The sequence below is a fragment of the Streptomyces sp. NPDC050485 genome (assembly GCF_044458185.1).
Taxonomy (GTDB): Bacteria; Actinomycetota; Actinomycetes; order Streptomycetales; family Streptomycetaceae; genus Streptomyces.
In genome coordinates this window covers 145504-170756 of sequence record NZ_JBITHR010000001.1, presented here as the reverse complement: position 1 = coordinate 170756, position 25253 = coordinate 145504, and the positions used below count along the sequence as shown (strand labels likewise).

Genomic DNA, 25253 nt, shown 5'->3' with positions numbered 1-25253 from the left:
ACTCAACCAGCAGCAGTTCCCCACCCCGCCCCGCCTCACAGCCCCCCGCGCTTGACCCCGCTCACGAAGCCCACCCAGGCCTCGCCCTTGATGATGAGGGCGGGGCCGGTGGGGTTCTTGCTGTCCCGGACGGGGACGATGCCGGGGACTCCGTCGGCTACTTCGAGGCATGTCTCGCCGCCGTCGCCGCCGCTGTATGTGCTTTTGCGCCAGCGGGCGGCGCCGGGGAAGTCTTGGGCGACTTCGACGCACTCGCCGCCCTCGCCGTTGCTGTAGCTGCTCTTGCGCCACCGAGCAGTGCTCAGCTCGTACTCGTGCATCGTCTGCAGTCCTCAGCCGCCGACTGGATCAGGGCGAGGGACGCCTCCGGCGACAGCGCGGCGGCCCTGAGCAGATCGTAAGCTCGCTGCGCCCGCTTCACCACCGCCGGTTCGTCCAGCAGATTCCCCGAAAACTGGGTCTCTGTATACGCAGTTGGCGGCGCATCCTCGAAGTCCATGAGCGCCATCATCCCGCCCATGCCTGCGTGTGCTCCGACGGCGTACGGCAGGACCTGGACCATCACCACGCGCTGCTGCGCGAGCTCGGCGATGTGGCCCAACTGCTCGGTCATCGTCGCAGGACCGCCGACTGGCATACGGAGTACGTGCTCGGGATGGCCCAATACACGGGACTTGTAGCGCCCTTGAGGATCCGCGCCCGTTCTATCCGCGCCGCGACCTTCTCCTCCACGTACTCGTCCGTGGCGAACGGGTTCGTGGCGAGGATGACCGCCCGGGCGTACGCAGCGGTCTGCAACAGCCCGGGAACCAGCGTCGAAGCGAAGTGGCAGATTGTCGAAGCCAGCGCTTCAAGCTCGGCCGCTGCCGCGAAGTACTCGGCATAGCGCGAGTCATTGATGAGCTCCCGGCACATCCGCTCGAAAAAGCCATCGGTTTGTAGGGCCGCATCGATCCGCTGGGCCACATCCAACTGCGGTTTGCGAATTGCCTGTTCGAACTGGCCGATGTAGCCGCCGGATACGAAGACCTGGGTCCCCAGGTCCTCCTGGGTGACCACGGCGGCCTCGCGGCGGCGTTTGAGTTCCGCGCCGAAGAACTCCCAGGCCGCCTGGCGCGAGCCGGCCCGTCGTCCACTGCCCGTCTCGGCCATGGTTCAACCCCCTTGCACGGCACGGTGGTTGTAGTCCGCGCCCCCTTGTTGACTCCCCGTCCGACTGGTCAATGTAGAGCCGCGGGGACGGAAAGGGAATGGGAGGCTTTGGCCATGGCTGTTGACGGAAAAATCGCGGAAGCGGAGTCGGTCGTAGGGGAATTAAAGAATGCGCTGGCCCGGTCCGGAATTACCCTTCCCTCGCTCGGGCTCGATCCGATTACGTACACGAACGAAAAACTGGGGCCATTGATCGACTTGGGCCGCTGCACACCGGATACTGCCCGTCGCCTGTGTTCCGTTCTTCCGGAGGGAAAGCCATGACCGCACTCCCGGCCGTGGGTTCGTACGTCGTAGACACCGGGAACGGGAGACTGGGTCAGGTGATGGGGAGGGAGGGGCCGTACCTCCAGTTGCGGCCGTTCGGGGGCGGGCGGGAGTGGGACTGCCTGCCGGAGGCGGCCCGCACCGCGACCACGGCGGAACGGCTGAGCGCGGCCACGGCGTACGCCAACGCGCGGAGCCGGGGCGAGGTGCCCTGAGGGCCGCGGTCCCTCAGGGGCCGTCGGTGGGCTGGATGAAGGCGTCGCCGCCCGGCCCCGTCCCCTGCCCGCTGCGCGGGGTCTTGGACGGGGCGGGGGCGGGCGGCAGCGGGGCCAGCTCGGTGCCGTTCCAGCGCAGGGTGGTGGTCGACTGGCGGTCCCGGCCGCCGGTCGGCTCGGTGATCACCAGGTCCTGGCCGAGGAGGTCGGCGGTGAGTCCGGGGCGGCCCGCGTATTCGAGGACGGCGTGGGCCTGCTCGCCGACGGCGATGTAGACCCAGAGGAGGGTGCGGCCCAAGTCGTCGTAGGCGAGGACGAGTTCGCGCTTTCCGTCACCCGTGAGGTCGGCGTACGCGGGCGTACGCAGCCGGCACGAGGCACCGTCCGGGCACTCTTTGAGGCCGCTCTGCACCGCGCGGTCGGTGGCCGGGTCGGCGGCCAGCAGCCGCACCCCGTCGATCTTGGTGAGGTCCCCGTCGGGCACGGTCACCCCGGGCACCGGTTCGCGGGCGTGGAAGCCCTGACCGGGCCGGGCGGGCACGACGGTCGGGGTGTGGTCGGGCCAGAGCGGCGAGGCGGTCACCGAGGTGGCGGGGGTGGGCGCCGGGCCGTCGTCCCGCAGCCCCTCGCCCGCCGAGCAGCCCGCGAGCGCCAGCAGGGCGACCGCGCAGGCCGTCGCGCGGGCGCGGCGGCCGGTCGTGGGCAGCGGCATGTCCGGTCCGTCCAGGTGGTGGGGGCATCCGTACACAGGGGAAGAGGGCCCTGCTGGCGCAATGGTGCCCCATCCCCCTATGCGAAACCCGTGAACCACCCCGCCCCCGCCTCGCCCGCCACCCCGCGAGCTCTTGAACACCAAGGCCGGAGCGGGCGGGGGGTGATCCGCGCCACTCCGGCACCGGTCCTGCCCGGATCCGGGCCCGCACGCCGTGCTGGGTGGCCCGTGCAGGACAATGGGCGCATGAGTCTGTTCCGTGACGACGGGATCGTGCTGCGCACGCAGAAGCTCGGCGAGGCCGATCGCATCATGCTGTGCTCTCCCGGGGGGCAACCCCCGGACCCCCGGCCGGACACTCGTGGGGGCGTGCGATGAGTCTCTTCCGTGATGACGGGATCGTGCTGCGCACGCAGAAGCTCGGCGAGGCCGATCGCATCATCACGCTGCTCACGCGCGGGCACGGGCGGGTGCGGGCGGTGGCTCGGGGGGTGCGGCGGACCAAGTCCAAGTTCGGGGCGCGGCTCGAACCGTTCTCCCACGTCGACGTGCAGTTCTTCGCGCGCGGCAGCGAACTCGTCGGCCGCGGGCTCCCGTTGTGCACCCAGAGTGAGACCATCGCTCCGTACGGTGGCGGAATCGTCACCGACTACGCCCGCTACACCGCCGGTACGGCCATGCTGGAGACGGCGGAACGGTTCACCGACAACGAGGGCGAACCGGCCGTGCAGCAGTACCTGCTCCTGGTGGGCGGCCTGCGCACCCTCGCCCGCGGCGAGCACGCCCCGCACCTCATCCTGGACGCCTTCCTGCTGCGCTCGCTCGCCGTGAATGGATACGCCCCGAGTTTCGATGATTGCGCGAAATGCGGCATCCACGGGCCCAATCGCTTCTTCTCGGTGGCCGGCGGCGGCGTGGTGTGCGGTGACTGCCGCGTACCCGGCAGCGTCGTACCCTCTGCGGAGGCCATCGGACTGCTCGGCGCGCTGCTCACGGGGGACTGGGACACCGCGGACGCGAGCGAGCCGAGGCATGTGCGGGAGGCGAGCGGGCTCGTATCGGCTTATCTGCACTGGCATTTGGAGCGCGGCCTGCGCTCCCTGCGATACGTAGAGAAAACCTGAGCATCTAGGGAGAGAGCTCCACATGGCAGTACGCGGAATCCTGGGCGGGCGGTCCCGGCGCGAGTACAAGACCCCCGAGCCGCACCCCTCGGGCGCGGTGCCGCCGAAGATCCCGGCCGAGCTGGTGCCGAACCACGTCGCCTGCGTCATGGACGGCAACGGCCGCTGGGCCAAGGAACGCGGCCTGCCCCGCACCGAGGGCCACAAGGTCGGCGAGGGCGTCGTCCTCGACGTGCTCAAGGGCTGTATCGAGATGGGCGTCAAGAACCTCTCCCTGTACGCCTTCTCGACCGAGAACTGGAAGCGCTCGCCCGACGAGGTCCGCTTCCTGATGAACTTCAACCGCGATGTCATCCGCCGTCGGCGGGATGAAATGGACGAACTGGGCATCCGGATCCGCTGGGTGGGCCGCATGCCCAAGATGTGGAAGTCGGTCGTCCAGGAGCTCCAGATCGCCCAGGAGCAGACCGTCGGCAACGACGCCATGACGCTCTACTTCTGCGTGAACTACGGCGGCCGCGCCGAGGTCGCGGACGCGGCGCAGGCCATCGCGCGCGACGTGGCGGCCGGAAGGCTCGACCCGTCGAAGGTCAACGAGAAGACCTTCGCGAAGTACCTGTACTACCCGGACATGCCCGACGTCGACCTGTTCCTGCGCCCCAGCGGCGAGCAGCGCACCTCCAACTACCTGATCTGGCAGAGCAGTTACGCCGAGATGGTGTTCCAGGACGTGCTGTGGCCCGACTTCGACCGGCGCGACCTGTGGCGGGCCTGCCTGGAGTTCGCCTCCCGCGACCGGCGCTTCGGCGGTGCCATCCCGAACGAGGCGCTGGCCGCGCTGGACAAGAGCGGCGACCTGCCCCGACTGTGACACGGGTCACGACGGAACGGTGACATTACGGTGTCGCCGTTCCGCCGGATGGTGGTGCCCATGACGCACCCCGCTTACGTTTCGAACGGTTTCCGCTTCCTCGCCACTACGGGGCTCGACCCCGCCGAACTCGCCGACACGCTCGCCTTCAACGAGCGCCAGGAGCGGGCCAACGACCAGCAGGTCCCGCTGCACCTCCAGGGCCCGGCGGCGGCCCGCGCCGCCCGGGGGACATTCGGGGGCGCCCTGCTGCCCGAGGGCACCTGGCGCATCCTCACCGTCGGCCCCGACCGGCGTGAACTGCGGCTGCGGATCTTCGTGCCGCCCGTCGTCAACGGCGTACACCTGCACATTCACGGCGGGGGAGGGGTGGTCGGGGGCGCCGGCCTCCAGGACGAGCGGCTGTGGCAGCAGGCCCGTGACGCGCGGGTCGCCGTCGTCAGCGTCGAGTACCGGCTCGCGCCCGAGGATCCCTACCCGGCGGGCCAGGACGACTGCGAAGAGGCCGCGCTGTGGCTGATCGCACACGCCGAGCGGGAGTTCGGCACCCGGCGGCTCACCATCGGCGGGGAGTCGGCGGGTGCCCGGCTCGCCGTCGTCACCCTGCTGCGGCTGCGCGACCGGCACGGGCTGGGCGGCGCGTTCCGGGCGGCCCAACTGACCTTCGGCGGCTACGAGTTGGCGGCAGGCATGCCGAGCGCCCGCACCTTCGGCGAACGCAACTGCCTGGTGAACACGCCGATTCTGGAGTGGTTCCAGGAGCAGGTGTTCGGCGGGCTGAGCGAGGAGGCCCGGCGCTCGCCCGACATCTCCCCGGTCTACGCCGACCTGACGGGTCTGCCGTCCGCCCGTTTCGTGGTGGGCACCATGGATCCGCTCCTCGACGACACCCTGCTGATGGCACAGCGCTGGCGGGCCGCCGGCAACCCGGCCGAGCTGACCGTGGTCGCCGAGGCCTGGCACGGCTTCACGCTCTACCCGATCGCCGTCGCCCGGCGCGAACTGGCCGCCCAGGACCGGTTCATCGCGGCGGCGGTCTCTGAGAACATCGCCGGGTGAACCGTACGGAACGGCTGTATGCCCTGGTCGAGGAGCTCCGCGCGACAGCGCCCCGGCCGCGCACGGTGGGCTGGCTCGCGGCCCGCTTCGAGGTGTCTTCGCGCACCGTCCAGCGCGATCTTCAGGCGCTGATGGAGTCGGGGGTGCCGGTGCGCTCCGAGGCGGGGCGGTACGGCGGCTGGTTCGTGGACGCCGCGATGACCCTGCCGCCGGTCAACCTCACCAGCGCCGAGGCCCTGGCCGTCGCCACGGCGCTGGCCGGGGCGGAGGAGGCCACGCCGTTCTCGACGGGGGCGCGGGGGGCGATGCGGAAGCTGGCGGCGGCGCTGTCCGCGGACGCGGCGGAGTCGGTACGAGACCTCACGGCCCGCATCCACCTGCTGCCGGGGCGCACGGAGGATGGGGTGTTGCTCGCAGTTGAACAGGGCGTGCTGGAAAGGAAGTTGCTGCGCATCCGGTATGCCGATGGGGCGGGCCGGGAGTCGGAGCGGTGGGTCGAGCCGGGTGGGCTGCTGCGGGCGGACGGCGGCTGGTACCTGCTGGCGTGGTGCCGCCTGCGCCAGGCGGGCCGGGGCTTCCGGCTGGACCGCATACGGTCGGCGACGGTTTCGGAAGAACGCTGCGAGCCGCGTCCGCTGTCGATGCTGGACGAGGACCTGGCGCGCCGGGTGTCCGGCTCGAAAACGCTGAGCTCATTGGCGAGAGAGCCCTAGCCAGCGGGCTTTCCCCCACCCCGCCCCTTCCCGCTGTGACACTCAGCGGCTCCGCCGCGGGTCTCCGGGGGTGGGGGTGGAAAAGGGAGGGGTTTCCCTCCGGGGCTCCGCCCCCGAACCCCCTCCGGGGGCTGCGCCCCTCGACCCCCAAATCCAGCCCCTCATGGGGGTCCCTCCCTGGCCCTTAAGGCCTTGGGGGAGTTTGAGGAGCGTGGGTCCGGGGGCGGAGCCCCCGGGAGCGGTCCGCGGATGGCGTGGGGGTTCGGGGGCGGAGCCCCTGAGGGGGTGGGAGGAAGCGGCTCCCTACTGCCCCGCAGGGTTCGCGCACTCCGCGCAGGTGCCGAAGATCTCCACCGTGTGGGCCACGTTCACATACCCGTGCTGCGAGGCGATCGACTCCGCCCACTTCTCGACCGCCGGCCCCTCGACCTCCACCGCCTTGCCGCACACCCGGCACACCAGGTGATGGTGGTGGTCGCCCGACGAGCAGCGCCGGTACACGGACTCCCCGTCGCTGGTGCGCAGCACATCCACCTCGCCCGCGTCCGCGAGGGACTGGAGCGTGCGGTAGACGGTGGTCAGGCCCACCGAGTCACCCCGGTGCTTGAGCATGTCGTGCAGTTCCTGCGCGCTGCGGAACTCGTCCACCTCGTCCAGCGCCGCCGCCACCGCGGCACGCTGCCGGGTCGACCGGCCTCGTACGGGGGCGGTATTCGACCCGCCGAGTGGCGCTGTCGTCACAGGTGCCTCCAAGCTTTGACCCGTACAAACTCTCCTGGGGCCATTGTGCCAGCTCTCGCTCAGGCCGTGACCTCGCCGACCGGAGGCTTTGCCGGTGCGGGCACGTCGAGGCCGCACTCGCCCTCGGCCTCCGCGGCCGCCCTGGCCCGCGACCGCCGCTTGGCGAGCGGGGTCGCGAGCGCCGTCAGGACGATGAAGATCGCGATGGTGAAGAGGACGATCACCGCGCCGGGCGGCACGTCTTCGTAGTACGTGACCACCGTGCCGCTCAGCGTCACCGTCACCCCGATCGCCACCGCGATCGCGAAGGTCAGCGCGAAGCTGCGGGACAGCTGCTGGGCGGCCGCGACCGGCACCACCATCAGCGCGCTCACCAGGAGCAGGCCCACCACCCGCATGGCCACGGTCACCGTGACCGCCGCCGTGATGGCCGTCAGGAGGTTCAGGGCGCGCACCGGCAGACCCGTCACCCGCGCGAACTCCTCGTCCTGGCTCACCGCGAAGAGCTGCCGCCGCAGGCCGACGGTCACCAGGAGGACGAAGGCCGCCAGGAATCCGATCGCCCAGACGTCGGACTGCGACACCGTCGACAGCGAGCCGAAGAGGTAGGAGTTCAGGTTGGCCGTCGAGCCGCCCGGGGCGAGGTTGATGAAGAGCACACCGCCCGCCATGCCGCCGTAGAAGAGCATCGCGAGCGCGATGTCGCCGCGCGTCTTGCCGTACCAGCGGATCAGTTCCATCGTGACCGCGCCGAGGACGGAGACGAGTGTCGCCATCCAGACGGGCGAGGTCGAGAGCAGGAAGCCGAGGCCCACGCCCGTCATCGCCACGTGGCCGATGCCGTCGCCCATCAGGGCCTGGCGGCGCTGGACGAGGTAGATGCCGACGGCGGGCGCGGTGATCCCGACGAGGACCGCGGCGATCAACGCCCGTTGCATGAAGGGGGAGTTCAGGAGTTCCATCATGGTCAGCTCAGCAGTCCCGTGCGTACCGGCTCGGCGGCCGTGTGCGGATGTACGTGGTCGTGGCCGGGCAGGGCGTGCTGGCCGACGGCTCTCGGCGGCGGCCCGTCGTGCGCGACGCAGCCGTCGCGCAGCACCACCGCCCGGTCGATCAGCGGCTCAAGCGGTCCCAGCTCGTGCAGGACGAGGAGGACGGACGCGCCCTCGGCGACCTGCTCGCGCAGGGTCGCCGCGAGGATCTCCTGGCTCTCGATGTCGACGCCCGCCATGGGCTCGTCCATGATCAGGAGTTCCGGTTCGGCCGCCAGGGCCCTCGCTATGAGGACCCGCTGGTGCTGGCCGCCGGAGAGGGCGTCCACCGAGTCCTTGGCCCGGTCGGCCAGGCCCACCGCCGCGATCGCCCGGTCGACGGCCTCGCGGTCCGCCTTGCGCAGGATCCCGAAGCGGGTCCGCGAGAGGCGGCCCGAGGAGACGACCTCGCGGATCGTGGCGGGCACCCCGCCCGCCGCGGTGGTGCGCTGCGGTACGTAGCCGACCCGCCCCCAGTCGCGGAAGCGCCGGCGCGGCGTGCCGAAGATCTCGACCGAGCCGCCGCTGAGCGGCACCTGGCCGATGATCGTCCGGATCGCGGTGGACTTGCCCGAGCCGTTCGCGCCGAGCAGTGCGACGACCTCACCGCGGTGCACGGCCAGGTCGATGCCGCGCAGGACCGGGCGCGAACCGAGCTCGGCCGTCACCTTGCTGAGCGATATGACGGGCTCCATGGCCGGTGCCTCCAAAGCGGAAGGAAGAGGGGTCACTTGGCGCCGAGCGCCGTCGTGAGGGCCGTCAGGTTGGACCGCATCACCGAGAAGTAGTCGGTGCCCTTCGACTTGTCGGTGATGCCTTCGATGGGGTCGAGTACATCAGTCTTGAGGGAGGCGTCCGAAGCCAGGGTCTTGGCGGTCTTGTCGCTGACGAGCGTCTCGTAGAAGACCGTCGTCACGCCGTCGGCCTTCGCCATCTTTTGGAGGTCCTTGATCCGGGCCGGGCTCGGCTCGGACTCGGGGTCGAGGCCGTTGATGGCCTCCTCGGTCAGCCCGTAGCGCTCGGCGAGGTACCCGAAGGCGGCGTGGGTGGTGATGAAGACCTTCGTCTTGGTGTTCTTCAGGGCGGCCGCGTACTCCTTGTCGAGGTCGCCGAGCTTCTTCACCAGGTCGTCGGTGTTCTTCTTGTAGTCCGCCGCGTGGGCCGGGTCGGCCTTCTCCAGGGCGGCGCCGATGCCCCGGGCGACCTCGGCGTACTTCACCGGGTCCTGCCAGATGTGCGGGTCGCTGCCGGCCTCGGCGTGGCTCTGCCCGTCGGCGGCGTGGTCGTGCTCGGCGGCGTGCCCGCCCACCTCGTTGCCGTGCTGCTCCAGCTTGGTGAGCGTCGAGGCGTCGACCTTCGTCTTGACGTCGGACTGCTTGACGGCGGCGTCCACGGCGGGCTGCAGGCCCTTGAGGTAGACGACCGCGGCGGCATCGTTGAGCTGTGCGGTCTGCTTGGCGCTGATCTCCAGGTCGTGCGGCTCCACGCCCGGCTTCGTCAGGTTGGAGACCGAGACGTGGCTGCCGCCGATCTGCTCGGTCAGGAACTGCATCGGGTAGAACGACGCCACCACCTTCAGCTTGCCGTCCTTGTTGTCCGCGGTGGCCGGGCCCGAGCCGCAGGCCGTGAGGGCGGTGAGACCGAGGAGGACGGCGGAGGGGAGGGCGGCCGCGGGTATGAGGCGTCGTACGTTCATGACATCCATTTTCAACAAAACTGGAAACGATTGTCAATAATCGGTGCCGACCGCCCCGTGTGACGTGCCCCGCACGAGAACCGATTTGATAGAGGGGGTGCGGCCGCCGCTAATCTGAGGCCTTCGCCGTTACTGGTTAGTCCCCCCTGTTCGTCGTCGTCGTAATGAAGAGAGCACCGTGGCCGCCGACAAGATCGACACCATCGTCAACCTGAGCAAGCGCCGTGGCTTCGTCTACCCGTGCAGCGAGATCTACGGTGGTCAGCGTGCCGCCTGGGACTACGGGCCGCTGGGTGTCGAGCTGAAGGAGAACCTGAAGCGCCAGTGGTGGCGCTACATGGTCACCTCGCGCGAGGACGTCGTCGGCATCGACTCGTCGGTGATCCTGGCCACCGAGGTCTGGGAGGCCTCCGGTCACGTCGCCACTTTCACCGACCCGCTCACCGAGTGCACCTCCTGCCACAAGCGCTTCCGTGCGGACCACCTCATCGAGGCGTACGAGGAGAAGCACGGCAAGGAGCCCGTGAACGGCCTCGCCGACCTCAACTGCCCCAACTGCGGCAACAAGGGCACCTTCACCGAGCCCAAGAACTTCTCGGGTCTGCTCTCCACCCACCTCGGCCCGACCCAGGACAGCGGCTCGGTCGCCTACCTGCGTCCCGAGACCGCGCAGGGCATCTTCACCAACTTCGGCCAGGTCCAGCAGACTTCCCGCAAGAAGCCGCCGTTCGGCATCGCGCAGATGGGCAAGTCCTTCCGCAACGAGATCACGCCGGGCAACTTCATCTTCCGCACCCGCGAGTTCGAGCAGATGGAGATGGAGTTCTTCGTCAAGCCCGGCGAGGACGAGCAGTGGCAGGAATACTGGATGGAGCAGCGCTGGAACTGGTACACGGGCCTGGGTCTCCGTGAGGAGAACATGCGCTGGTACGAGCACCCGGCCGAGAAGCTCTCGCACTACTCCAAGCGCACCGCCGACATCGAGTACCGCTTCCAGTTCGGCGGCAGCGAGTGGGGCGAGCTGGAGGGCGTCGCCAACCGCACCGACTACGACCTCTCCGCGCACGCCAAGGCGTCCGGCCACGACCTGTCGTACTTCGACCAGGAGGCCGGCGAGCGCTGGACGCCGTACGTCATCGAGCCCGCCGCCGGTGTCGGCCGCTCGATGCTGGCCTTCCTGCTCGACGCGTACAACGAGGACGAGGCCCCGAACGCCAAGGGCGTCATGGAGAAGCGCGCCGTGATGCGCCTCGACCCGCGGCTGGCGCCGGTCAAGGTCGCCGTCCTGCCGCTGTCCCGCAACCCGCAGCTCTCGCCGAAAGCGAAGGGGCTGGCCGCCGACCTGCGGCAGAACTGGAACATCGAGTTCGACGACGCCGGTGCGATTGGGCGCCGCTACCGTCGCCAGGACGAGATCGGTACGCCGTTCTGTGTGACCGTGGACTTCGACACGCTGGACGACAACGCGGTGACCGTGCGCGAGCGCGACACGATGGCCCAGGAGCGGGTGTCGCTGGACCAGATCCAGCAGTACCTGGGCAGCAGGCTGCTCGGCTGCTAGGCGCTCCGCTGGAGGTGCGGTGATCAGCTGCGGGCCGTCCGTGGCTGGTCGCGCAGTTCCCCGCGCCCCTGAAGGCGCATGCCAAGAAGCCCCGGGTTCCTTTGTCGGGAAACCGGGGCTTCTGCCTTGTGCGGTAGGGGAGTTACGGTTTGCGCAGTGCGATCACTGCGCATGCCACGGCCATGGGCAGTTCGGCGGCCAGCGCCAGGGTCAGGGCGGTGGCGAGCTCGCCGCCGGGTGCCGCGGTCGTCACGTCGAACCACGCGTCCATCACCAGCAGCGCCCCCGTCGCCGCGGCGAGCTGCGCGACCCGCGGGTCGTTCCGCTTGAGCAGCACACCCGTACCGATCAGGCTCACCGCGAGTATCGCGTCCAGACCGATCCACGCCGTCGACCAGTTGGAGACCTCGGTGGTCTGCGGCAGCGTCTTGGCGAGCACCACCATCCACGGCACCAGCGCCACCCCGGCGCCGGTGAGGACCGTCGCGAGCCGGGGCCGGCGGCGCAGCACTCCCGAAGCGCCCGAGACGGTACGGGACATACGGCTCGTACGGATCTGCGGGGCGACGAGAGTCATGGCGGCGGGTCTCCTTCCGGCCCGGCGGTCCGTCCGTCCGAGCACAGCAACAAGACTCGCCGCACCAGCGGCTCCAGTCAGTAACGCGGCTGTCCGAACCGGGGGTGGTGCTGGCTATACCCCCGAGCGGGCAGCAGGGTGATGGCAGCGCTCCGACCAGGCCAACTACGCTGTGGACATGGCAACTCCCGGCCCGCTGCGGCGCGCGTACGACTGGACCGCCGCGCACGCACCGTGGTCGGCGTGGGCCTGGCGCAACACCGCCCTCGTGGTGGCGGCCGTACCCCTGTCGGTGCCCGCCGCGGTCGCCCTCGCGTACACGTTCTCCAACCCCGGGCACATCTTCAAGACACTGGGCTTCGTGCTGGTCCTGTGCCCGCTGCTCACCGCGCTCCAGCGCAGCCGCTTCTGGTCGCTCGTCGGCCTCGACATCCCGAAGATCAACTGGCCCCACCGCTGGTACCGCTGGGGCGGACTGACCGCCCGACTGAAAGCCGAGTCGACCTGGCGGCAGTACGGCTACCACCTGTTGATCGCCCCGCTCGCCGCGATCGGCGGTGCCCTGGTCGTGCTCGGCTGGGCCTCGGGGGCCGCCTGCACCCTCGTCCTCTCCTGGGTGTGGGCGCTGCCCGTGAGCTACCGGCCCGCGGGCTGGACCGACGCCTACGCCGGATTCACCGTCCTCGGCGTCCTGCTGCTGATCGCCACGCCCTGGTTCGCCGCCCTCGTCGCCCGGCTCGACTCCGGCGCCGCCACCGTACTGCTCGGCCCCAACCGGGCCAAGGAACTGGAACGCCGGGTCGAGGACCTCGCCGAGAGCCGGGCCGACATCCTGGACGCCGCCGACCTCGAACGCCGGCGCATCGAGCGGGACTTGCACGACGGCGCCCAGCAGCGCCTCGTCTCCCTCGCCATGAACCTCGGCATCGCCCGCGCCACCCTCACCGACCTGCCGCCCGAAGCCAGGGCCGTCATCGACGAGGCCCACCGCGAGGCGAAGGAAGCCATCGAGGAACTCAGCAACCTGGTACGCGGACTGCACCCGGCCGTCCTGGAGGACCGCGGCCTGGACGCCGCGATCTCCGGCATCGCGGCCCGCGCCCCCTTCCCCGTCGGACTCACCGTGGACATGGCCGAACGGCCCTCGCCCACCGTCGAGGCCGTCGCCTACTTCGTCGTCTCCGAAGCCCTCGCCAACGTCGCCAAGCACGCCCGTGCGACGCGCTGCTCCGTCCAGGTCCGCCGCCGCGCCGAACTCCTGACGATCACCGTCAGCGACAACGGGGTGGGCGGCGCCGACCCGGCGGGCGGCACCGGCCTGATGGGCCTGCGCAAACGCGTAGGGTCGGTCGACGGAACCATCAGGATCAACAGCCCCCTCGGGGGCCCGACCGTCATCACTGTGGAGCTGCCGTGCGGGCTGTGATCGCCGAGGATTCGGTGCTGTTGCGGATAGGACTCGTCAAGGTCCTGGAAATGGCCGGATTCGAGGTCGCCGCCGAGGCCGGGGACGCCGAGAGCCTGCTCACGGCCGTCGAGGAACACCGGCCGAAACTGGCGCTCGTGGACGTCCGGATGCCGCCCGGCTTCACCGACGAGGGCGTCCGTGCTGCCCTGATGATCCGTCAGCAGTGGCCGGACACCGCCGTGTTGCTGCTCTCGCAGTACGTCGAGGAGCGGTACGCCGCCGACCTGCTCGCCACCCAGACCGGCGGCATCGGCTACCTGCTGAAGCAACGGGTTGCCGACGTCGAGGAGTTCGTGGACGCCCTCAAGCGCGTCGCGGCCGGCGGCACCGCGCTGGACCCGCAGGTCGTCGCCCAGTTGCTGCTCCGGCGCGGCGGCGGACCCGACCCGCTGGAACGCCTCACCCCGCGTGAACGCGATGTCCTCGCGCTCATGGCGGAGGGCCGCTCCAACGCCGGAATCGCCGCCGAACTCGTCGTCAGCGAAAGCGCGGTGGCCAAACACATCAACAACATCTTCGCCAAGCTGGACCTGCCGGTCGCCGACGGCGACCACCGCCGGGTCCTCGCCGTCCTGCGCTTCCTGGACGGCGGCTCGTCGTGACCGCCACCGAGCAGCGCACGGAGCCCCGGGGCACCGAGCGCCCGCGCCATCGCACCGCGTGGATCGTCACCGCGCTCCTGGCCGCGCTGTTCATCGTGGCGCCGTTCGCCTTCCTGACGGTCGCCGACGCGGTCAGCGAGACCGCCGCGTACGCGAGCCCCGGCAACGGGCAGCGCCACCCGGTCTCGGCCGTCGAGGTGGACGCCGGGGCCGCCCAGGTCACCGTCACGCCGGGCGCCGCAGGAGAAGTGCGGATGACCGGCCGCCTCAACTGGTCGATGAAGCGCCCCAAGGTCGAGGAGAAGTGGGTCGGCGACACCCTCAAGGTGCACACCCACTGCGACGGCTTCGTGGACCGGTACCTCCAGAACTGCACGGTCGAACTCAACCTGACGGTGCCCGCCGGCATCCGCCTCAAAGTGCGCGGCGGCTCCGGCGCGATCAGGGTCCGCGATCTGACCGGCCCGGTCGACCTCGCGGGCGGATCCGGCGCCATCAAACTGCGCGGGCTGAAGGGCACGGTCAAGGCCCGGGTCGGCTCCGGCGAACTCAACGCCACGCAGCTCGCCGGCCCCGAGGCCGACCTGTCGGCCGGATCCGGCACCGTGAACGGCGAGTTCACCGCCCCGCCGCGGCGGGTGAGGGCTTCCGCCGGATCGGGCACCGTCACGGTCACCGTGCCGGGGCCCGACCGCTACCAGGTCCTGGGCGGGCGGGGATCGGGTGACCGCAGCATCCAGAAGGACTTGGTCGACGAGAACTCGGACCGGATCCTCGACGTCAGCAGCGGGTCCGGATCGGTCACCGTCCAATATCCGGACGGGGACCCCTGGGCGCCCGGGGGTGCCCAGGCTCCGGCCTCGCCGGGCAACGCGGCCTCCGGGGCGCCCCAGCCTCCCGGGACCCCTTAGCTCTTCAGCCCCTGCAACAGCAGGTCCACCACCGCGCCGAACTCCTCCCCGATGGACGGGCGCGACCACTCCGCCGCGTACACCGGGTCGTGGAAGCGGCCCGTCGCGTCGAACACCGCCCGTGCCGAGACGGCGGGCGACTCGTACGGGATGGTGAACTCGCCCCGGGCGACGCCGAGTTGGACGATCACGCGGAGCTGGTCCACCAGCTCGGCTATGTGCTCCTCCACGACCGTGCTGTTCTCCCGCAGCAGCACCTCGTACGTCTGGAACAGCTCCGGGTCGTCGCCCGCCTTGTGCAGCTTGGCCTGGAACAGCTCGCTCAGCCAGAGCCGCAGCACGGCCTCCGACTCCAGGTCCTGCCGGGTCGCGATGTCCCGCAGCAGGTCCGTCGAGCGGTTCAGCCACCGCTCGGTGACCGCCTCGCGCAGCGCGGCCTTGGTACGGAAGTGGCGGTAGACCGTGCCGTGGCTCACCCCCAGCTGGCGCGCGACGTCGACGACCGTGGCCTTCGCCGGGCCGTGGCGGCGCAGCACCTCCTCGGTCGCGGCGAGGATGCGCTCGGCGGTCAGTGGTTCCGTACTCATGACCATGACGTTACCTGCCACTCAAGACGGCCCGCCGAGCCTGTGGACAACTCCCGGACGGGGGCGGGAGCAGCGGCGAACGGCCCGGGCAGGCTCTCAGTGCTCGCTGTCCAGGTGGGCCATCTGGGCCTGCGGGTAGCGGTCGCCCGCGGCCGCGCCGGGCGGGAACGCGGCCTCGATCGCGGCGAGGTCGTCCGCGCCGAGCTCCACGTCCAGCGCGCCGAGCGCCTCGGTCAGCCGGTCCCGGCGGCGCGCGCCGACCAGCGGCACGATGTCCTCGCCGCGCGAGAGCACCCAGGCGATGGCGATCTGCGCCACCGAGACGCCCTTCTGCTCGGCGATCTTCCGCAGCGCCTCGACCAGATCGAGGTTGTGCTGGAGGTTCTCGCCCTGGAAGCGCGGGCTCATGCCGCGGAAGTCGCCCGCGGCCAGCTGCCGGTCCCGCGAGAAGTGCCCGCTGATCAGACCGCGCGAGAGCACCCCGTACGCGGTGACGCCGATGCCCAGCTCGCGGGCGGCGGGCAGGATCTCGTCCTCGATGCCGCGCGAGATCAGCGAGTACTCGATCTGGAGGTCCGAGATCGGGGTGACGGCGGCGGCCCGGCGCAGGGTGGCCGCACCGACCTCGGAGAGCCCGACGTGCCGTACGTGCCCGGCCTCGACCAGTTCGGCGATGGCGCCGACGGTCTCCTCGATCGGCACGTTCTCGTCGACCCGGGCGATCCGGTAGACGTCGATGTGGTCGACACCGAGGCGCTGGAGGGAGTACGCGGCGAAGTTCTTGACCGCGGCCGGCCGGCCGTCGTACCCGTACCAGCCGCCCTGCGGATCGCGAAGGGCGCCGAACTTCACGCTGGTCAGCGCCTGCTCGCGGGCCGGAGCGGGGGCGGTGCGCAGCGCCTCGCCGATCAGCATCTCGTTGTGCCCCATGGCGTAGAAGTCGCCGGTGTCGAGAAGCGTGATGCCGGCGTCGAGCGCAGCATGGATCGTGGCGATGGACTCGCCCCGGTCCGCCTCGCCGTACAGGGCCGACATGCCCATGCAGCCGAGGCCGAGTGCGGAGGTCTGGGGGCCGGTGGTGCCGAGGGTGCGGGTTCGCATGAGGGCTCCTTGGTGGTGGGGTGTGGCTCATCCACCATGGCATGACAGCTGACAGATTTCAATATTTGTCATCTGTCATGCGTGGGTGCCCCGGGAAAACTGGTACGGCCACCCCCGGATCTCCAGGTACCGTCGCCACATGGCTAAGAGTCGTAACAACCTGCTCGGTGTCGGTGGACAGCGAAAGAAGGTGTCCCGCAACGGAGACCAGGGCTCCGTCCAGGGGAGTGCGGCCGACCGCAAGGCGGCCGTGGACAAGAAGGAGGAGCTGCTGCGCAAGATGCGCGAGCGCGCCAACCCCGCGACGGAGTCGAGCGAGAGCTGATCCGAAGACGCCGAAGGGCCCGGACCGTGCCACCTGGCACCCGGTCCGGGCCCTTCGCCGTACCCCGCCTCACTCCTCCCCGCTCTCACCGCATGACACGCGGCAGCCGCAGGCTCAGCAGTGCCGTCAGGGCGATCATGCCGAGCTGTACGAGAAGCGTGACGACGAGCGCGTCGCGCATGCCCATCGAGGGGGAGAGCGCCAGGAAGAGGCTGCCCAGGGTGGCGACGCCGAGGGCGAGTGCCGACTGCTGGGTGGTGACCACGACTCCGCTGCCCACCCCGGCCCGGTCGGCCGGTACGTCGGAGAGCATCAGCCGGATGAGGACCGGCAGTTGGAGGCCCTGGCCGAGTCCGGCGATCGCGACGCCGGGTGCGAGTTCGGCGATCGTCAGGCCCGACCAGTCGCGCCAGACGGTCAGTGCGATCAGGGCCACGCCCACCGCCTGGAACAGTCCGCCCGCGGTCACGATCCGGGTGCCGAACCGGCCGATGAGCCGGGGCCCGGCGAGCGAGGCGGCGAAGAAGGCGAGCGCCATCGGCACCAGGGCGAGACCGGCGTCCACCGGACCCATCCGCAGGCCCTGCTGCAGCACCACGGCGATCACGAACATGAAGCCGCTGAAGCCGACCGAGAACGGCAGCACCATCACCAGACCGCGCCGCAGCGAGTCCAGTTCGAGCAGGCTCGGCGGCACCAGCGGAGTCTGCCCGAGCCGGTCCGCGCGCCGCTCCACCAGGAAGAACGCGACGGCCGCGAAGGGGAAGACGCCCAGCGAGACCCAGGTCCACAGCGGCCAGCCGGCCGCCCGCCCCTCGGTCAGCGGAAGCAGCAGCGAAAGCAGGGACACCGCGAGCAGCAGCGTGCCGGGTACGTCGATGGTGGCCGGGCGGTCCGAGCGGGTCTCCGGCACCGAGCGGACCGTGAGGATCAGGCCGAGGACGGCGACCGGCACGTTCACCAGGAACACCGAGCGCCATCCGGACCCGGCCACGTCGGCCGCGACCAGGACGCCGCCGAGTATCTGCCCGGCCACCATGGACAGGCCCGCGGTCGCCCCGTACAGGCTCATCGCCCGGGCCCGGCGCGGACCCTGGGTGGTGGCCTGGATGGTGGCAAGCACCTGCGGCATCATCAGCGCGGCCGCGGCACCCTGTGCCACCCGCGCCCCGACCAGGGTCCAGGCGCTGGGCGCGAGGCCGCAGGCGAGCGAGGTGAGGCCGAAGGCCGCCATGCCGATCAGGAAGAGCCTGCGCCGGCCCGCCATGTCGCCGAGGCGCCCGCCGAGCACGAGCAGGACGGCGTAGGCCACGCCGTATCCGGCGACCACCAGTTCCAGCAGGGCCGGGCCCGCGGCGAGGTCGCTGTCCATGGAGGGCAGCGCGACATTGACGATGAAGAAGTCGATCAGCGGCAGTGCCGCGCCGAGCAGCACCGTGAACAGCCCGAGCGGGCCGATCACTGCCCCATGTCGGTTGACCGGGACCGAAGTTGTGGAAGGGTTGGAGATCGTCCGTACCGTTGTTTCGCTCACGGAGAAGACGATCCTCCACTCCTCAGCCTGGTACCAGAGTCTCCTTATCCTGGTAGAAGCACTACCAGGCAACCGGCTGACAACCCCTCGCGCGTGGGGCACCCTGAAGTCATGACCATTGTGGCCCCGGCGAGCGACGTCCGCCGCCATGAGCTGGCGGAATTCCTGCGCAACCGCCGTGAGCGCATCACCCCCGAGCAGGTCGGCCTGCCACGCGGCCGCCGCCGGCGCACCCCGGGGCTGCGCCGCGAGGAGGTCGCGCAGCTCTCCGCGGTCGGTGTGACCTGGTACACCTGGCTGGAGCAGGCCCGCGACATCCAGGTCTCCCCGCAGGTCCTCGACGCGCTGGCGCGGGCCCTGCTGCTCGACCCCAGCGAGCGCAGCCACCTCTTCGCGCTGGCCGGCGCCCTCGACCCGGCGCCGAACACGGCCTGCCCGAGCGTGACCCCGGCGCTGCGCGCGATGCTCGACCAGCTGGGTCCGATCCCGGCCTGCGTCCAGAACAGCCGGTACGACATCCTCGCGTACAACACGACGTACGGACGGCTGCTCTGCGATCTCGACGCGCTGCCGCCCGAGGACCTCAACTGCATGTGGCTGGCCTTCACCAACCCCGAGTGGCGGGGCTCGGTCGTCGATGTCGCCGAGACGAACCGGGTGATGGCCGCCAAGTTCCGCGCCTCGATGGCCGAGCACCTCGCGGAGCCGGCCTGGAAGGCGCTGCTGGCCCGCCTTGAGTCCGCCTCGCCGGAGTTCCGCGAGGTCTGGGCCCGGCACGAGGTGGTCGGCCAGAGCGGCAAGCTGAAGTACCTGCGCAACGCGCACGTCGGCCTGCTGTACGTGGAGCACAGCAATCTGTGGCTCGGCCCGTCGGCGGGCCCGCGGCTGGTGACGTACGTACCGGTGGACGAGGAGAGCCGCCAACGCCTGGAGAAACTCCAGGAGTTGGCTCAATCCCGTCAGGCGTTGGCGTCCGCGGGGGTCTGAGCGACCGGGGCCTCCAGGCGTTCGGCGGTCCGCCGCGCCGACGCGCGCGCCCACCGCCCGCTGGTCGCGAGCCCCACGCACAGCACGCTCAGACCGCAGCCGGTGATGATCCACCAGGCGGGCCGGGCGGCCCCGGTGAAGGCGTCGGCGTACCCGCCGGACGCCGTGCCCGCCATGCCGCCCGCGAGCACCGCGCCGATCACGGCGACACCCAGGGTCTGGCCTATCTGGCGGCTGGTGGAGGCGACCGCGGCGGCCACCCCGGCCTGGGAGCGGGGCATTCCGGAGACCGCGGTGTTGGTGATGGGCGCGTTCACCATGCCGAAGCCGAGGCCGAACAGGACGTACCCGGTGAACAGCAGCGCCGTGGTGTGCTGGGCGTCGAGGGCCGCGAACAGCAGCCCGCTGGCGGCCATCGCGACGCCCGCGATCAGCAGCGACAGGCGCGGGCCCCGGCTGCCCACGAGGCGTCCCGACAGCGGGGCGCAGACGAGGGTCAGGGCGGCCATCGGCAGCATGTAGAGCCCGGCGTTCAGGGCGCTCAGGCCGCGGGCGTTCTGGAGGTACAGCGTGTTGAGGAAGAGGAACCCGCTGAGCGCGGCGAAGGCCGAGACCGCTATGACGGTCGCGCCGCTGAACGGGGCGCTGCGGAAGAAGCGCAGATCGATGAGGGGTTCGGCCCGCCGGGGCTCGTACAGCAGCAGGCCCGCGAGAGCGGCGACCGCGATCGCGGCGAAGGCCAGGATCAGCGGCGAGTCCCATCCGGCGCTGGGCACCTCGATGATCGCGTACGTCAGTGAGCCGAGCAGCGCGATGACCAGGAGCTGGCCGACGGGGTCCGGGCGGCGGGGCTTGGGGGCGCGCGACTCGGGAACGTAGCGCCAGGTCAGGAAGAGGGCGAGCAGGCCGACCGGCAGGTTGAGCCAGAAGATCGAGCGCCAGCCCACCGATTCGACGAGGACGCCGCCGACGATCGGGCCCGCGGCCATCGAGATGCCGACGACACCGCCCCAGACGCCGATGGCACGGGCGCGTTCGCGGGGGTCGGTGAAGGTGTTGGTGATGATCGACATGGCGACCGGGTTGAGCATCGAGCCGCCGACCGCCTGCACCATCCGGAAGGCCACCAGGGACTCCAGGTTGGGGGCCAGCGAGCAGAGCACGGAGCCGATGGTGAACAGGACGAGACCGGCCTGGAACACCTTGCGGCGGCCGATCCGGTCGGCGGTCGAGCCCGCCAGCATGAGCAGCGAGGCGAGGACGAGGGTGTACGCGTCGATCGTCCACTGCATGCCGGAGACGCCGGCGTGCAACTCCTTCTGCATGGAGGGGAGGGCGACATTGAGGACGGTGTTGTCGAGGCTGACGATCAGCAGACTCATGCAGCAGATCGCCAGGATGAGCATCCGTCGGCGATGGGTGGGCTCGGACATGGCTTCGATAGTACGCCTAACTAACGACTCCTGGGGCGGTCCGCGCGCATGGGTGACAATAAACAGATGACCACGCTCTCCATCGGCCCGCACGCCGTGCAGCCGCCCGTGGTGCTCGCACCCATGGCCGGCATCACCAACGCTCCGTTCCGCACCCTGTGCCGCGAGTTCTCCGGCGGCAAGGGCCTGTTCGTCAGCGAGATGATCACGACGCGGGCGCTGGTCGAGCGCAACGAGAAGACCATGCAGCTCATCCACTTCGACCAGACCGAGACCCCGCGCTCGATCCAGCTGTACGGAGTGGACCCGGTCACCGTCGGCAAGGCCGTCCGCATGATCGTGGACGAGGACCTGGCCGACCACATCGACCTCAACTTCGGCTGCCCGGTCCCCAAGGTGACCCGCAAGGGCGGCGGCTCGGCCCTGCCCTACAAGCGGCCGCTGCTGCGCGCCATCCTGAACGAGGCCGTCTCCAACGCCGGGGACCTCCCGGTCACGATGAAGATGCGTAAGGGCATCGACGACGACCACATCACCTACCTCGACGCGGGCCGGATCGCCGTCGAGGAGGGCGTCACCGCGATCGCCCTGCACGGCCGCACCGCCGCCCAGCACTACGGCGGCACCGCCGACTGGGAGGCCATCGCACGCCTCAAGGAGCACGTCCCGGAGATCCCGGTGCTCGGCAACGGCGACATCTGGTCCGCCGAGGACGCCCTGCGCATGGTCAAGGAGACCGGCTGCGACGGTGTCGTGGTCGGGCGCGGCTGCCTCGGGCGGCCCTGGCTCTTCGGCGACCTGGTGGCCGCCTTCGAGGGTACGGATTCGTTCGCGCGGCCCACGCTGCGGACGGTGTCCGAGGTGATGCTGCGGCACGCGACGCTGCTCGGCGAGTGGATCGGCGACGAGAAGCGCGGCGTGATCGACTTCCGCAAGCACGTCGCCTGGTACCTGAAGGGGTTCGCGGTCGGTTCGCAGCTGCGCAAGAGCCTGGCCGTCACCTCGTCCCTGGACGAGCTGGGCGCTCAGTTGAGCGAGCTGGATCTGGACCAGTCGTGGCCGGACGGCGCCGACGGCCCGCGCGGCAGAACGTCCGGAAACAACCGGGTCGTCCTGCCGGACGGCTGGCTGAAGGACCCGTACGACTGCTCCGGGATCAGCATGGAAGCCGAGCTCGACACCTCGGGCGGCTGACATCGGGCTACGCCGATGGCTCCGGATCCCTGGATTTCTGATCGATCAGACGCGTGATTCTCGCCACCCCTGATAGGGGTTGCGCTCAGATGAGCAGATCTTGGGTGGCTGCACCTCTGAAAGGGGTGGCACTGAGTGCCACCCCTTTGATGTTCAGAAGTTGAAATCAGATGGGCTAGGACTCGCTCAGGTGAGCGTGCATTTTAGGGCTTGTCCGACATCAACCCTTCAAGAGTTGAAGTAATCAGCCTAAACCTGGTTACGCGTCAGTCACTTTCGATCTGCTGGCGGACGAGTGGTTAAGCCCCCGTGACGCACAAGTGGACGTACCCAGACACCTTCGATCTGGGTATGTTCCTCGCCGTCAGGGCAGCCACCATGCCGTTCGCGGATTCGAGGAGTCGAGACCCGTGTCGGAAGACAAAGACCTCCAGCACACCCAGAAGTTCGTCTACGACTTCACCGAGGGGAACAGGGACCTCAAGGACCTTCTCGGCGGGAAGGGCGCGAACCTCGCCGAGATGACCAATCTCGGTCTCCCGGTCCCGCCCGGGTTCACGATCACCACCGAGGCGTGCAAGGTCTACCTCGACAGTGGCGACGAGCCCGCCGAGCTGCGCGACGAGGTGAGTGCACACCTCGACGCCCTCCAGCAGGCGATGGGCAAGCAGCTCGGCCAGGCCGACGACCCGCTGCTGGTCTCCGTCCGCTCGGGCGCCAAGTTCTCGATGCCCGGCATGATGGACACCGTCCTCAACATCGGGCTCTCCGACGAGTCGGTGGCCGGCCTCGCCGTCCAGGCGGGCGACGAGCGCTTCGCCTGGGACTCCTACCGCCGCCTGATCCAGATGTTCGGCAAGACCGTGCTCGGCGTGGACGGCGAGCTCTTCGAGGAGGCCCTCGAAGACGCCAAGGCCGCGAAGAAGGTCACCGTCGACACCGACCTCGACGCGGGCGACCTGAAGAAGCTGGTCAAGCAGTTCAAGAAGATCGTCAAGACCGAGGCCGGGCGCGACTTCCCGCAGGACCCGCGCGAGCAGATGGACCTCGCGATCCGCTCGGTCTTCGAGTCGTGGAACACCGACCGGGCCAAGCTGTACCGCCGCCAGGAGCGCATCCCGGGTGACCTGGGGACAGCGGTCAACATCTGCTCGATGGTCTTCGGCAACCTCGGCCCGGACTCCGGCACCGGCGTCGCGTTCACCCGCGACCCGGCCTCCGGCCACCAGGGCGTGTACGGCGACTACCTGCAGAACGCGCAGGGCGAGGACGTCGTCGCGGGCATCCGCAACACCGTGCCGCTCGCCGAGCTGGAGTCGATCGACAAGGCGTCGTACGACCAGCTCATGCAGATCATGGAGACCCTGGAGACCCACTACAAGGATCTCTGCGACATCGAGTTCACCATCGAGCGCGGCCAGCTGTGGATGCTCCAGACCCGGGTCGGCAAGCGCACCGCCGGTGCCGCCTTCCGGATCGCCACGCAGCTCGTGGACCAGGGCCTGATCGACGAGGCCGAGGCGCTCCAGCGTGTCAACGGCGCCCAGCTCGCCCAGCTGATGTTCCCGCGCTTCGACGACAACTCCAAAGTCGAGCAGCTCGGGCGCGGCATCGCCGCCTCGCCGGGCGCGGCCGTCGGCAAGGCCGTCTTCGACTCGTACACCGCGATCAAGTGGTCGCGGTCGGGCGAGAAGGTCATCCTGATCCGCCGCGAGACCAACCCGGACGACCTCGACGGCATGATCGCCGCCGAGGGCATCCTGACCTCGCGCGGCGGCAAGACCTCGCACGCCGCCGTCGTCGCGCGCGGCATGGGCAAGACCTGTGTCTGCGGCGCCGAGGAGCTTGAGGTCGACACCAAGCGGCGCCGGATGACCGCGCCGGGCGGCGTGGTCGTGGAAGAGGGCGACCTCGTCTCCATCGACGGCTCCACCGGCAAGGTCTACCTCGGCGAGGTCCCGGTCGTGCCGTCCCCGGTGGTCGAGTACTTCGAGGGCCGCATGCACGCGGGCGCCGACGACGCCGACGAGCTCGTCGCCGCTGTCCACCGGATCATGGCGTACGCGGACCGGGTACGCCGCCTGCGCGTACGGGCCAACGCCGACAACGCCGAAGACGCCCTGCGCGCACGGCGGTTCGGGGCCCAGGGCATCGGCCTGTGCCGCACCGAGCACATGTTCCTCGGCGAGCGGCGCGAGATGGTCGAGCGGCTCATCCTCGCCGACACCGACGACGAGCGCGAGGTGGCACTCAGTGCCCTGCTCCCGCTCCAGAAGAAGGACTTCGTCGAGCTGTTCGAGGCGATGGACGGACTCCCGGTCACCGTCCGCCTGCTGGACCCGCCGCTGCACGAATTCCTGCCCGACATCACCGAGTTGTCGGTCCGCGTCGCGCTCGCCGAGTCCCGCAGGGACGCCAACGAGAACGACCTGCGCCTGCTCCAGGCCGTGCACAAGCTGCACGAGCAGAACCCGATGCTCGGCCTGCGCGGCGTGCGCCTCGGGCTGGTCATCCCGGGGCTGTTCGCGATGCAGGTGCGGGCGATCGCCGAGGCGGCCGCCGAGCGCAAGAACGCCAAGGGCGACCCGCGCCCCGAGATCATGATCCCGCTGGTCGGCACGGTCCAGGAGCTGGAGATCGTGCGCGAGGAGGCCGACCAGGTCATCGCCGAGGTCGAGGCCGCCACCGGCACCGATCTCAAGCTGACCATCGGCACCATGATCGAGCTGCCCCGGGCCGCCCTGACGGCTGGTCAGATCGCCGAGGCCGCCCAGTTCTTCAGCTTCGGCACCAACGACCTCACCCAGACCGTCTGGGGCTTCTCGCGCGACGACGTGGAGGCCTCGTTCTTCACCGCGTACCTGGAGAAGGGCATCTTCGGGGTCTCGCCGTTCGAGACCATCGACAAGGACGGCGTCGGCTCGCTCGTGCGCTCCGCCGTGCAGGCCGGCCGCGAGACCCGCCCCGACCTGAAGCTCGGCGTCTGCGGCGAGCACGGCGGCGACCCCGAGTCGGTGCACTTCTTCCACGAGGTGGGCCTGGACTACGTGTCCTGCTCGCCGTTCCGCATCCCGGTCGCCCGCCTCGAAGCGGGCCGGGCGGCGGCGGAGGCCAAGGGCAGCGACTCCCGCTGAGACCCCGGAGCCGCCGTCGGGTCCCCGACCCTCAACACCGATCCGGCGGCGGCTCCGGAACACCGAGAAGGGGCGGCACCCTGTGCGGGGGTGCCGCCCCTTTTGCGTTGTCTCTTCCGGGCTGCCCAGTAAGCGTTCGCCGAGTGCGATCGCCGTACACCGTTCGGGTGTGCGGACGCTTAATTCCTGTTGAAGGGC

24 protein-coding genes and 1 pseudogene are annotated in these 25253 nt (G+C 70.2%); 13 read left to right on the top strand and 12 right to left on the bottom strand.

Annotation, left to right across the window (positions count from 1 at the left end; all coding sequences use genetic code 11):
• Positions 1–35 precede the first annotated feature (35 nt).
• Together ACIBK6_RS00805 and ACIBK6_RS00800 are read right to left on the bottom strand one after the other, a co-directional pair.
• A complete protein-coding gene (locus ACIBK6_RS00805) occupies positions 36–320 on the bottom strand; it encodes a DUF397 domain-containing protein (RefSeq protein WP_399047595.1) in 285 nt (94 codons plus the stop codon).
• A pseudogene (locus tag ACIBK6_RS00800) lies at positions 302–1152 on the bottom strand (helix-turn-helix domain-containing protein). Before ACIBK6_RS00800 ends, ACIBK6_RS00805 begins: the two are co-directional and overlap by 19 nt.
• A 320-nt stretch (positions 1153–1472) precedes the next feature.
• On the opposite strand from ACIBK6_RS00800, the gene ACIBK6_RS00795 reads away from it, so the two are divergent.
• A complete protein-coding gene (locus ACIBK6_RS00795) occupies positions 1473–1694 on the top strand; it encodes a hypothetical protein (RefSeq protein WP_399047593.1) in 222 nt (73 codons plus the stop codon).
• A 13-nt stretch (positions 1695–1707) separates the two neighbouring features.
• Here the strand turns inward: ACIBK6_RS00795 and ACIBK6_RS00790 are convergent, their stop codons facing one another.
• Positions 1708–2406, bottom strand: a complete 699-nt coding sequence (locus tag ACIBK6_RS00790) for a hypothetical protein (protein WP_399047592.1) — start codon at positions 2404–2406, stop codon at positions 1708–1710.
• Positions 2407–2780: 374 nt separating this feature from the next.
• Here ACIBK6_RS00790 and recO point away from each other — a divergent pair, with 374 nt between their 5' ends.
• From recO to ACIBK6_RS00770, 4 genes are read left to right on the top strand one after another with little or no spacing between them, the layout of a single operon-like run.
• Entirely contained in the window at positions 2781–3530 is a 750-nt protein-coding gene (gene recO / locus ACIBK6_RS00785; protein WP_399047590.1) for a DNA repair protein RecO, read from the top strand.
• Between the two features lie 22 nt (positions 3531–3552).
• Positions 3553–4401 carry an isoprenyl transferase gene (locus ACIBK6_RS00780; protein ID WP_399047588.1) on the top strand — a complete coding sequence of 283 codons (849 nt, stop codon included), beginning with the start codon at positions 3553–3555 and terminating at the stop codon, positions 4399–4401.
• 60 nt (positions 4402–4461) lie between these two features.
• Positions 4462–5460: an alpha/beta hydrolase fold domain-containing protein gene (locus tag ACIBK6_RS00775; protein WP_399047586.1), complete on the top strand. Its 999-nt coding sequence runs from the start codon at positions 4462–4464 to the stop codon at positions 5458–5460.
• Positions 5457–6173, top strand: a complete 717-nt coding sequence (locus ACIBK6_RS00770; RefSeq protein WP_399047584.1) for a helix-turn-helix transcriptional regulator — start codon at positions 5457–5459, stop codon at positions 6171–6173. Before ACIBK6_RS00775 ends, ACIBK6_RS00770 begins: the two co-directional genes overlap by 4 nt.
• A 303-nt stretch (positions 6174–6476) precedes the next feature.
• Here the strand turns inward: ACIBK6_RS00770 and ACIBK6_RS00765 are convergent, their stop codons facing one another.
• The 4 genes from ACIBK6_RS00765 to ACIBK6_RS00750 are packed head-to-tail and all read right to left on the bottom strand — an operon-like array spanning position 6477 to position 9641.
• A complete protein-coding gene (locus ACIBK6_RS00765) occupies positions 6477–6914 on the bottom strand; it encodes a Fur family transcriptional regulator (protein ID WP_399047582.1) in 438 nt (145 codons plus the stop codon).
• A 59-nt stretch (positions 6915–6973) separates the two neighbouring features.
• The gene (locus ACIBK6_RS00760; protein ID WP_399048431.1) at positions 6974–7876 is read right to left on the bottom strand and encodes a metal ABC transporter permease; all 903 of its coding nucleotides are present in this window, start codon (positions 7874–7876) and stop codon (positions 6974–6976) included.
• A 5-nt stretch (positions 7877–7881) separates the two neighbouring features.
• Entirely contained in the window at positions 7882–8640 is a 759-nt protein-coding gene (locus ACIBK6_RS00755; RefSeq protein WP_399047581.1) for a metal ABC transporter ATP-binding protein, read from the bottom strand.
• 32 nt (positions 8641–8672) lie between these two features.
• On the bottom strand, positions 8673–9641 hold the full coding sequence (locus tag ACIBK6_RS00750; RefSeq protein WP_399047579.1) for a metal ABC transporter substrate-binding protein: 969 nt from the start codon (positions 9639–9641) through the stop codon (positions 8673–8675).
• Between the two features lie 178 nt (positions 9642–9819).
• On the opposite strand from ACIBK6_RS00750, the gene ACIBK6_RS00745 reads away from it, so the two are divergent.
• Positions 9820–11202: a glycine--tRNA ligase gene (locus ACIBK6_RS00745; protein ID WP_399047577.1), complete on the top strand. Its 1383-nt coding sequence runs from the start codon at positions 9820–9822 to the stop codon at positions 11200–11202.
• Positions 11203–11344: 142 nt separating this feature from the next.
• On the opposite strand, the gene ACIBK6_RS00740 is transcribed toward ACIBK6_RS00745, so the two are convergent.
• Entirely contained in the window at positions 11345–11779 is a 435-nt protein-coding gene (locus tag ACIBK6_RS00740) for a hypothetical protein (RefSeq protein WP_399047576.1), read from the bottom strand.
• A 178-nt stretch (positions 11780–11957) separates the two neighbouring features.
• Here ACIBK6_RS00740 and ACIBK6_RS00735 point away from each other — a divergent pair, with 178 nt between their 5' ends.
• From ACIBK6_RS00735 to ACIBK6_RS00725, 3 genes are read left to right on the top strand one after another with little or no spacing between them, the layout of a single operon-like run.
• A complete protein-coding gene (locus ACIBK6_RS00735) occupies positions 11958–13205 on the top strand; it encodes a sensor histidine kinase (protein WP_399047574.1) in 1248 nt (415 codons plus the stop codon).
• Positions 13193–13849, top strand: a complete 657-nt coding sequence (locus tag ACIBK6_RS00730; protein ID WP_399047572.1) for a response regulator — start codon at positions 13193–13195, stop codon at positions 13847–13849. The genes ACIBK6_RS00735 and ACIBK6_RS00730 overlap by 13 nt, the downstream gene beginning before the upstream one ends.
• Positions 13846–14760, top strand: a complete 915-nt coding sequence (locus ACIBK6_RS00725) for a DUF4097 family beta strand repeat-containing protein (RefSeq protein WP_399047570.1) — start codon at positions 13846–13848, stop codon at positions 14758–14760. The genes ACIBK6_RS00730 and ACIBK6_RS00725 overlap by 4 nt, the downstream gene beginning before the upstream one ends.
• Here ACIBK6_RS00725 and ACIBK6_RS00720 read toward each other — a convergent pair.
• Positions 14757–15353 (bottom strand): TetR/AcrR family transcriptional regulator, encoded by a 597-nt coding sequence (locus ACIBK6_RS00720; protein ID WP_399047568.1) that lies wholly within the window; start codon positions 15351–15353, stop codon positions 14757–14759. The two genes, ACIBK6_RS00725 and ACIBK6_RS00720, sit on opposite strands and share 4 nt — an antisense overlap.
• A gap of 90 nt (positions 15354–15443) precedes the next feature.
• The gene (locus tag ACIBK6_RS00715; RefSeq protein ID WP_399047566.1) at positions 15444–16448 is read right to left on the bottom strand and encodes an aldo/keto reductase; all 1005 of its coding nucleotides are present in this window, start codon (positions 16446–16448) and stop codon (positions 15444–15446) included.
• 139 nt (positions 16449–16587) lie between these two features.
• Here ACIBK6_RS00715 and ACIBK6_RS00710 point away from each other — a divergent pair, with 139 nt between their 5' ends.
• Positions 16588–16773 (top strand): DUF6243 family protein, encoded by a 186-nt coding sequence (locus ACIBK6_RS00710; RefSeq protein WP_393838448.1) that lies wholly within the window; start codon positions 16588–16590, stop codon positions 16771–16773.
• Positions 16774–16858: 85 nt separating this feature from the next.
• Here ACIBK6_RS00710 and ACIBK6_RS00705 read toward each other — a convergent pair whose 3' ends face one another.
• Positions 16859–18283 carry an MFS transporter gene (locus ACIBK6_RS00705; protein ID WP_399048429.1) on the bottom strand — a complete coding sequence of 475 codons (1425 nt, stop codon included), beginning with the start codon at positions 18281–18283 and terminating at the stop codon, positions 16859–16861.
• A 135-nt stretch (positions 18284–18418) separates the two neighbouring features.
• Between ACIBK6_RS00705 and ACIBK6_RS00700 the strand changes: the two genes are divergently transcribed.
• Positions 18419–19294, top strand: coding sequence for a helix-turn-helix domain-containing protein (locus tag ACIBK6_RS00700; RefSeq protein WP_399047565.1), 876 nt, complete (start codon positions 18419–18421; stop codon positions 19292–19294).
• Here the strand turns inward: ACIBK6_RS00700 and ACIBK6_RS00695 are convergent.
• Entirely contained in the window at positions 19267–20727 is a 1461-nt protein-coding gene (locus tag ACIBK6_RS00695; RefSeq protein ID WP_399047563.1) for an MFS transporter, read from the bottom strand. The genes ACIBK6_RS00700 and ACIBK6_RS00695 overlap by 28 nt on opposite strands.
• Positions 20728–20775: 48 nt before the next feature.
• On the opposite strand from ACIBK6_RS00695, the gene dusB reads away from it, so the two are divergent.
• Both dusB and ppdK read left to right on the top strand, forming a co-directional pair.
• Positions 20776–21921 (top strand): tRNA dihydrouridine synthase DusB, encoded by a 1146-nt coding sequence (gene dusB / locus ACIBK6_RS00690; RefSeq protein ID WP_399047562.1) that lies wholly within the window; start codon positions 20776–20778, stop codon positions 21919–21921.
• Between the two features lie 410 nt (positions 21922–22331).
• Positions 22332–25055, top strand: coding sequence for a pyruvate, phosphate dikinase (ppdK, locus tag ACIBK6_RS00685; protein WP_399047561.1), 2724 nt, complete (start codon positions 22332–22334; stop codon positions 25053–25055).
• Positions 25056–25253 lie beyond the last annotated feature (198 nt).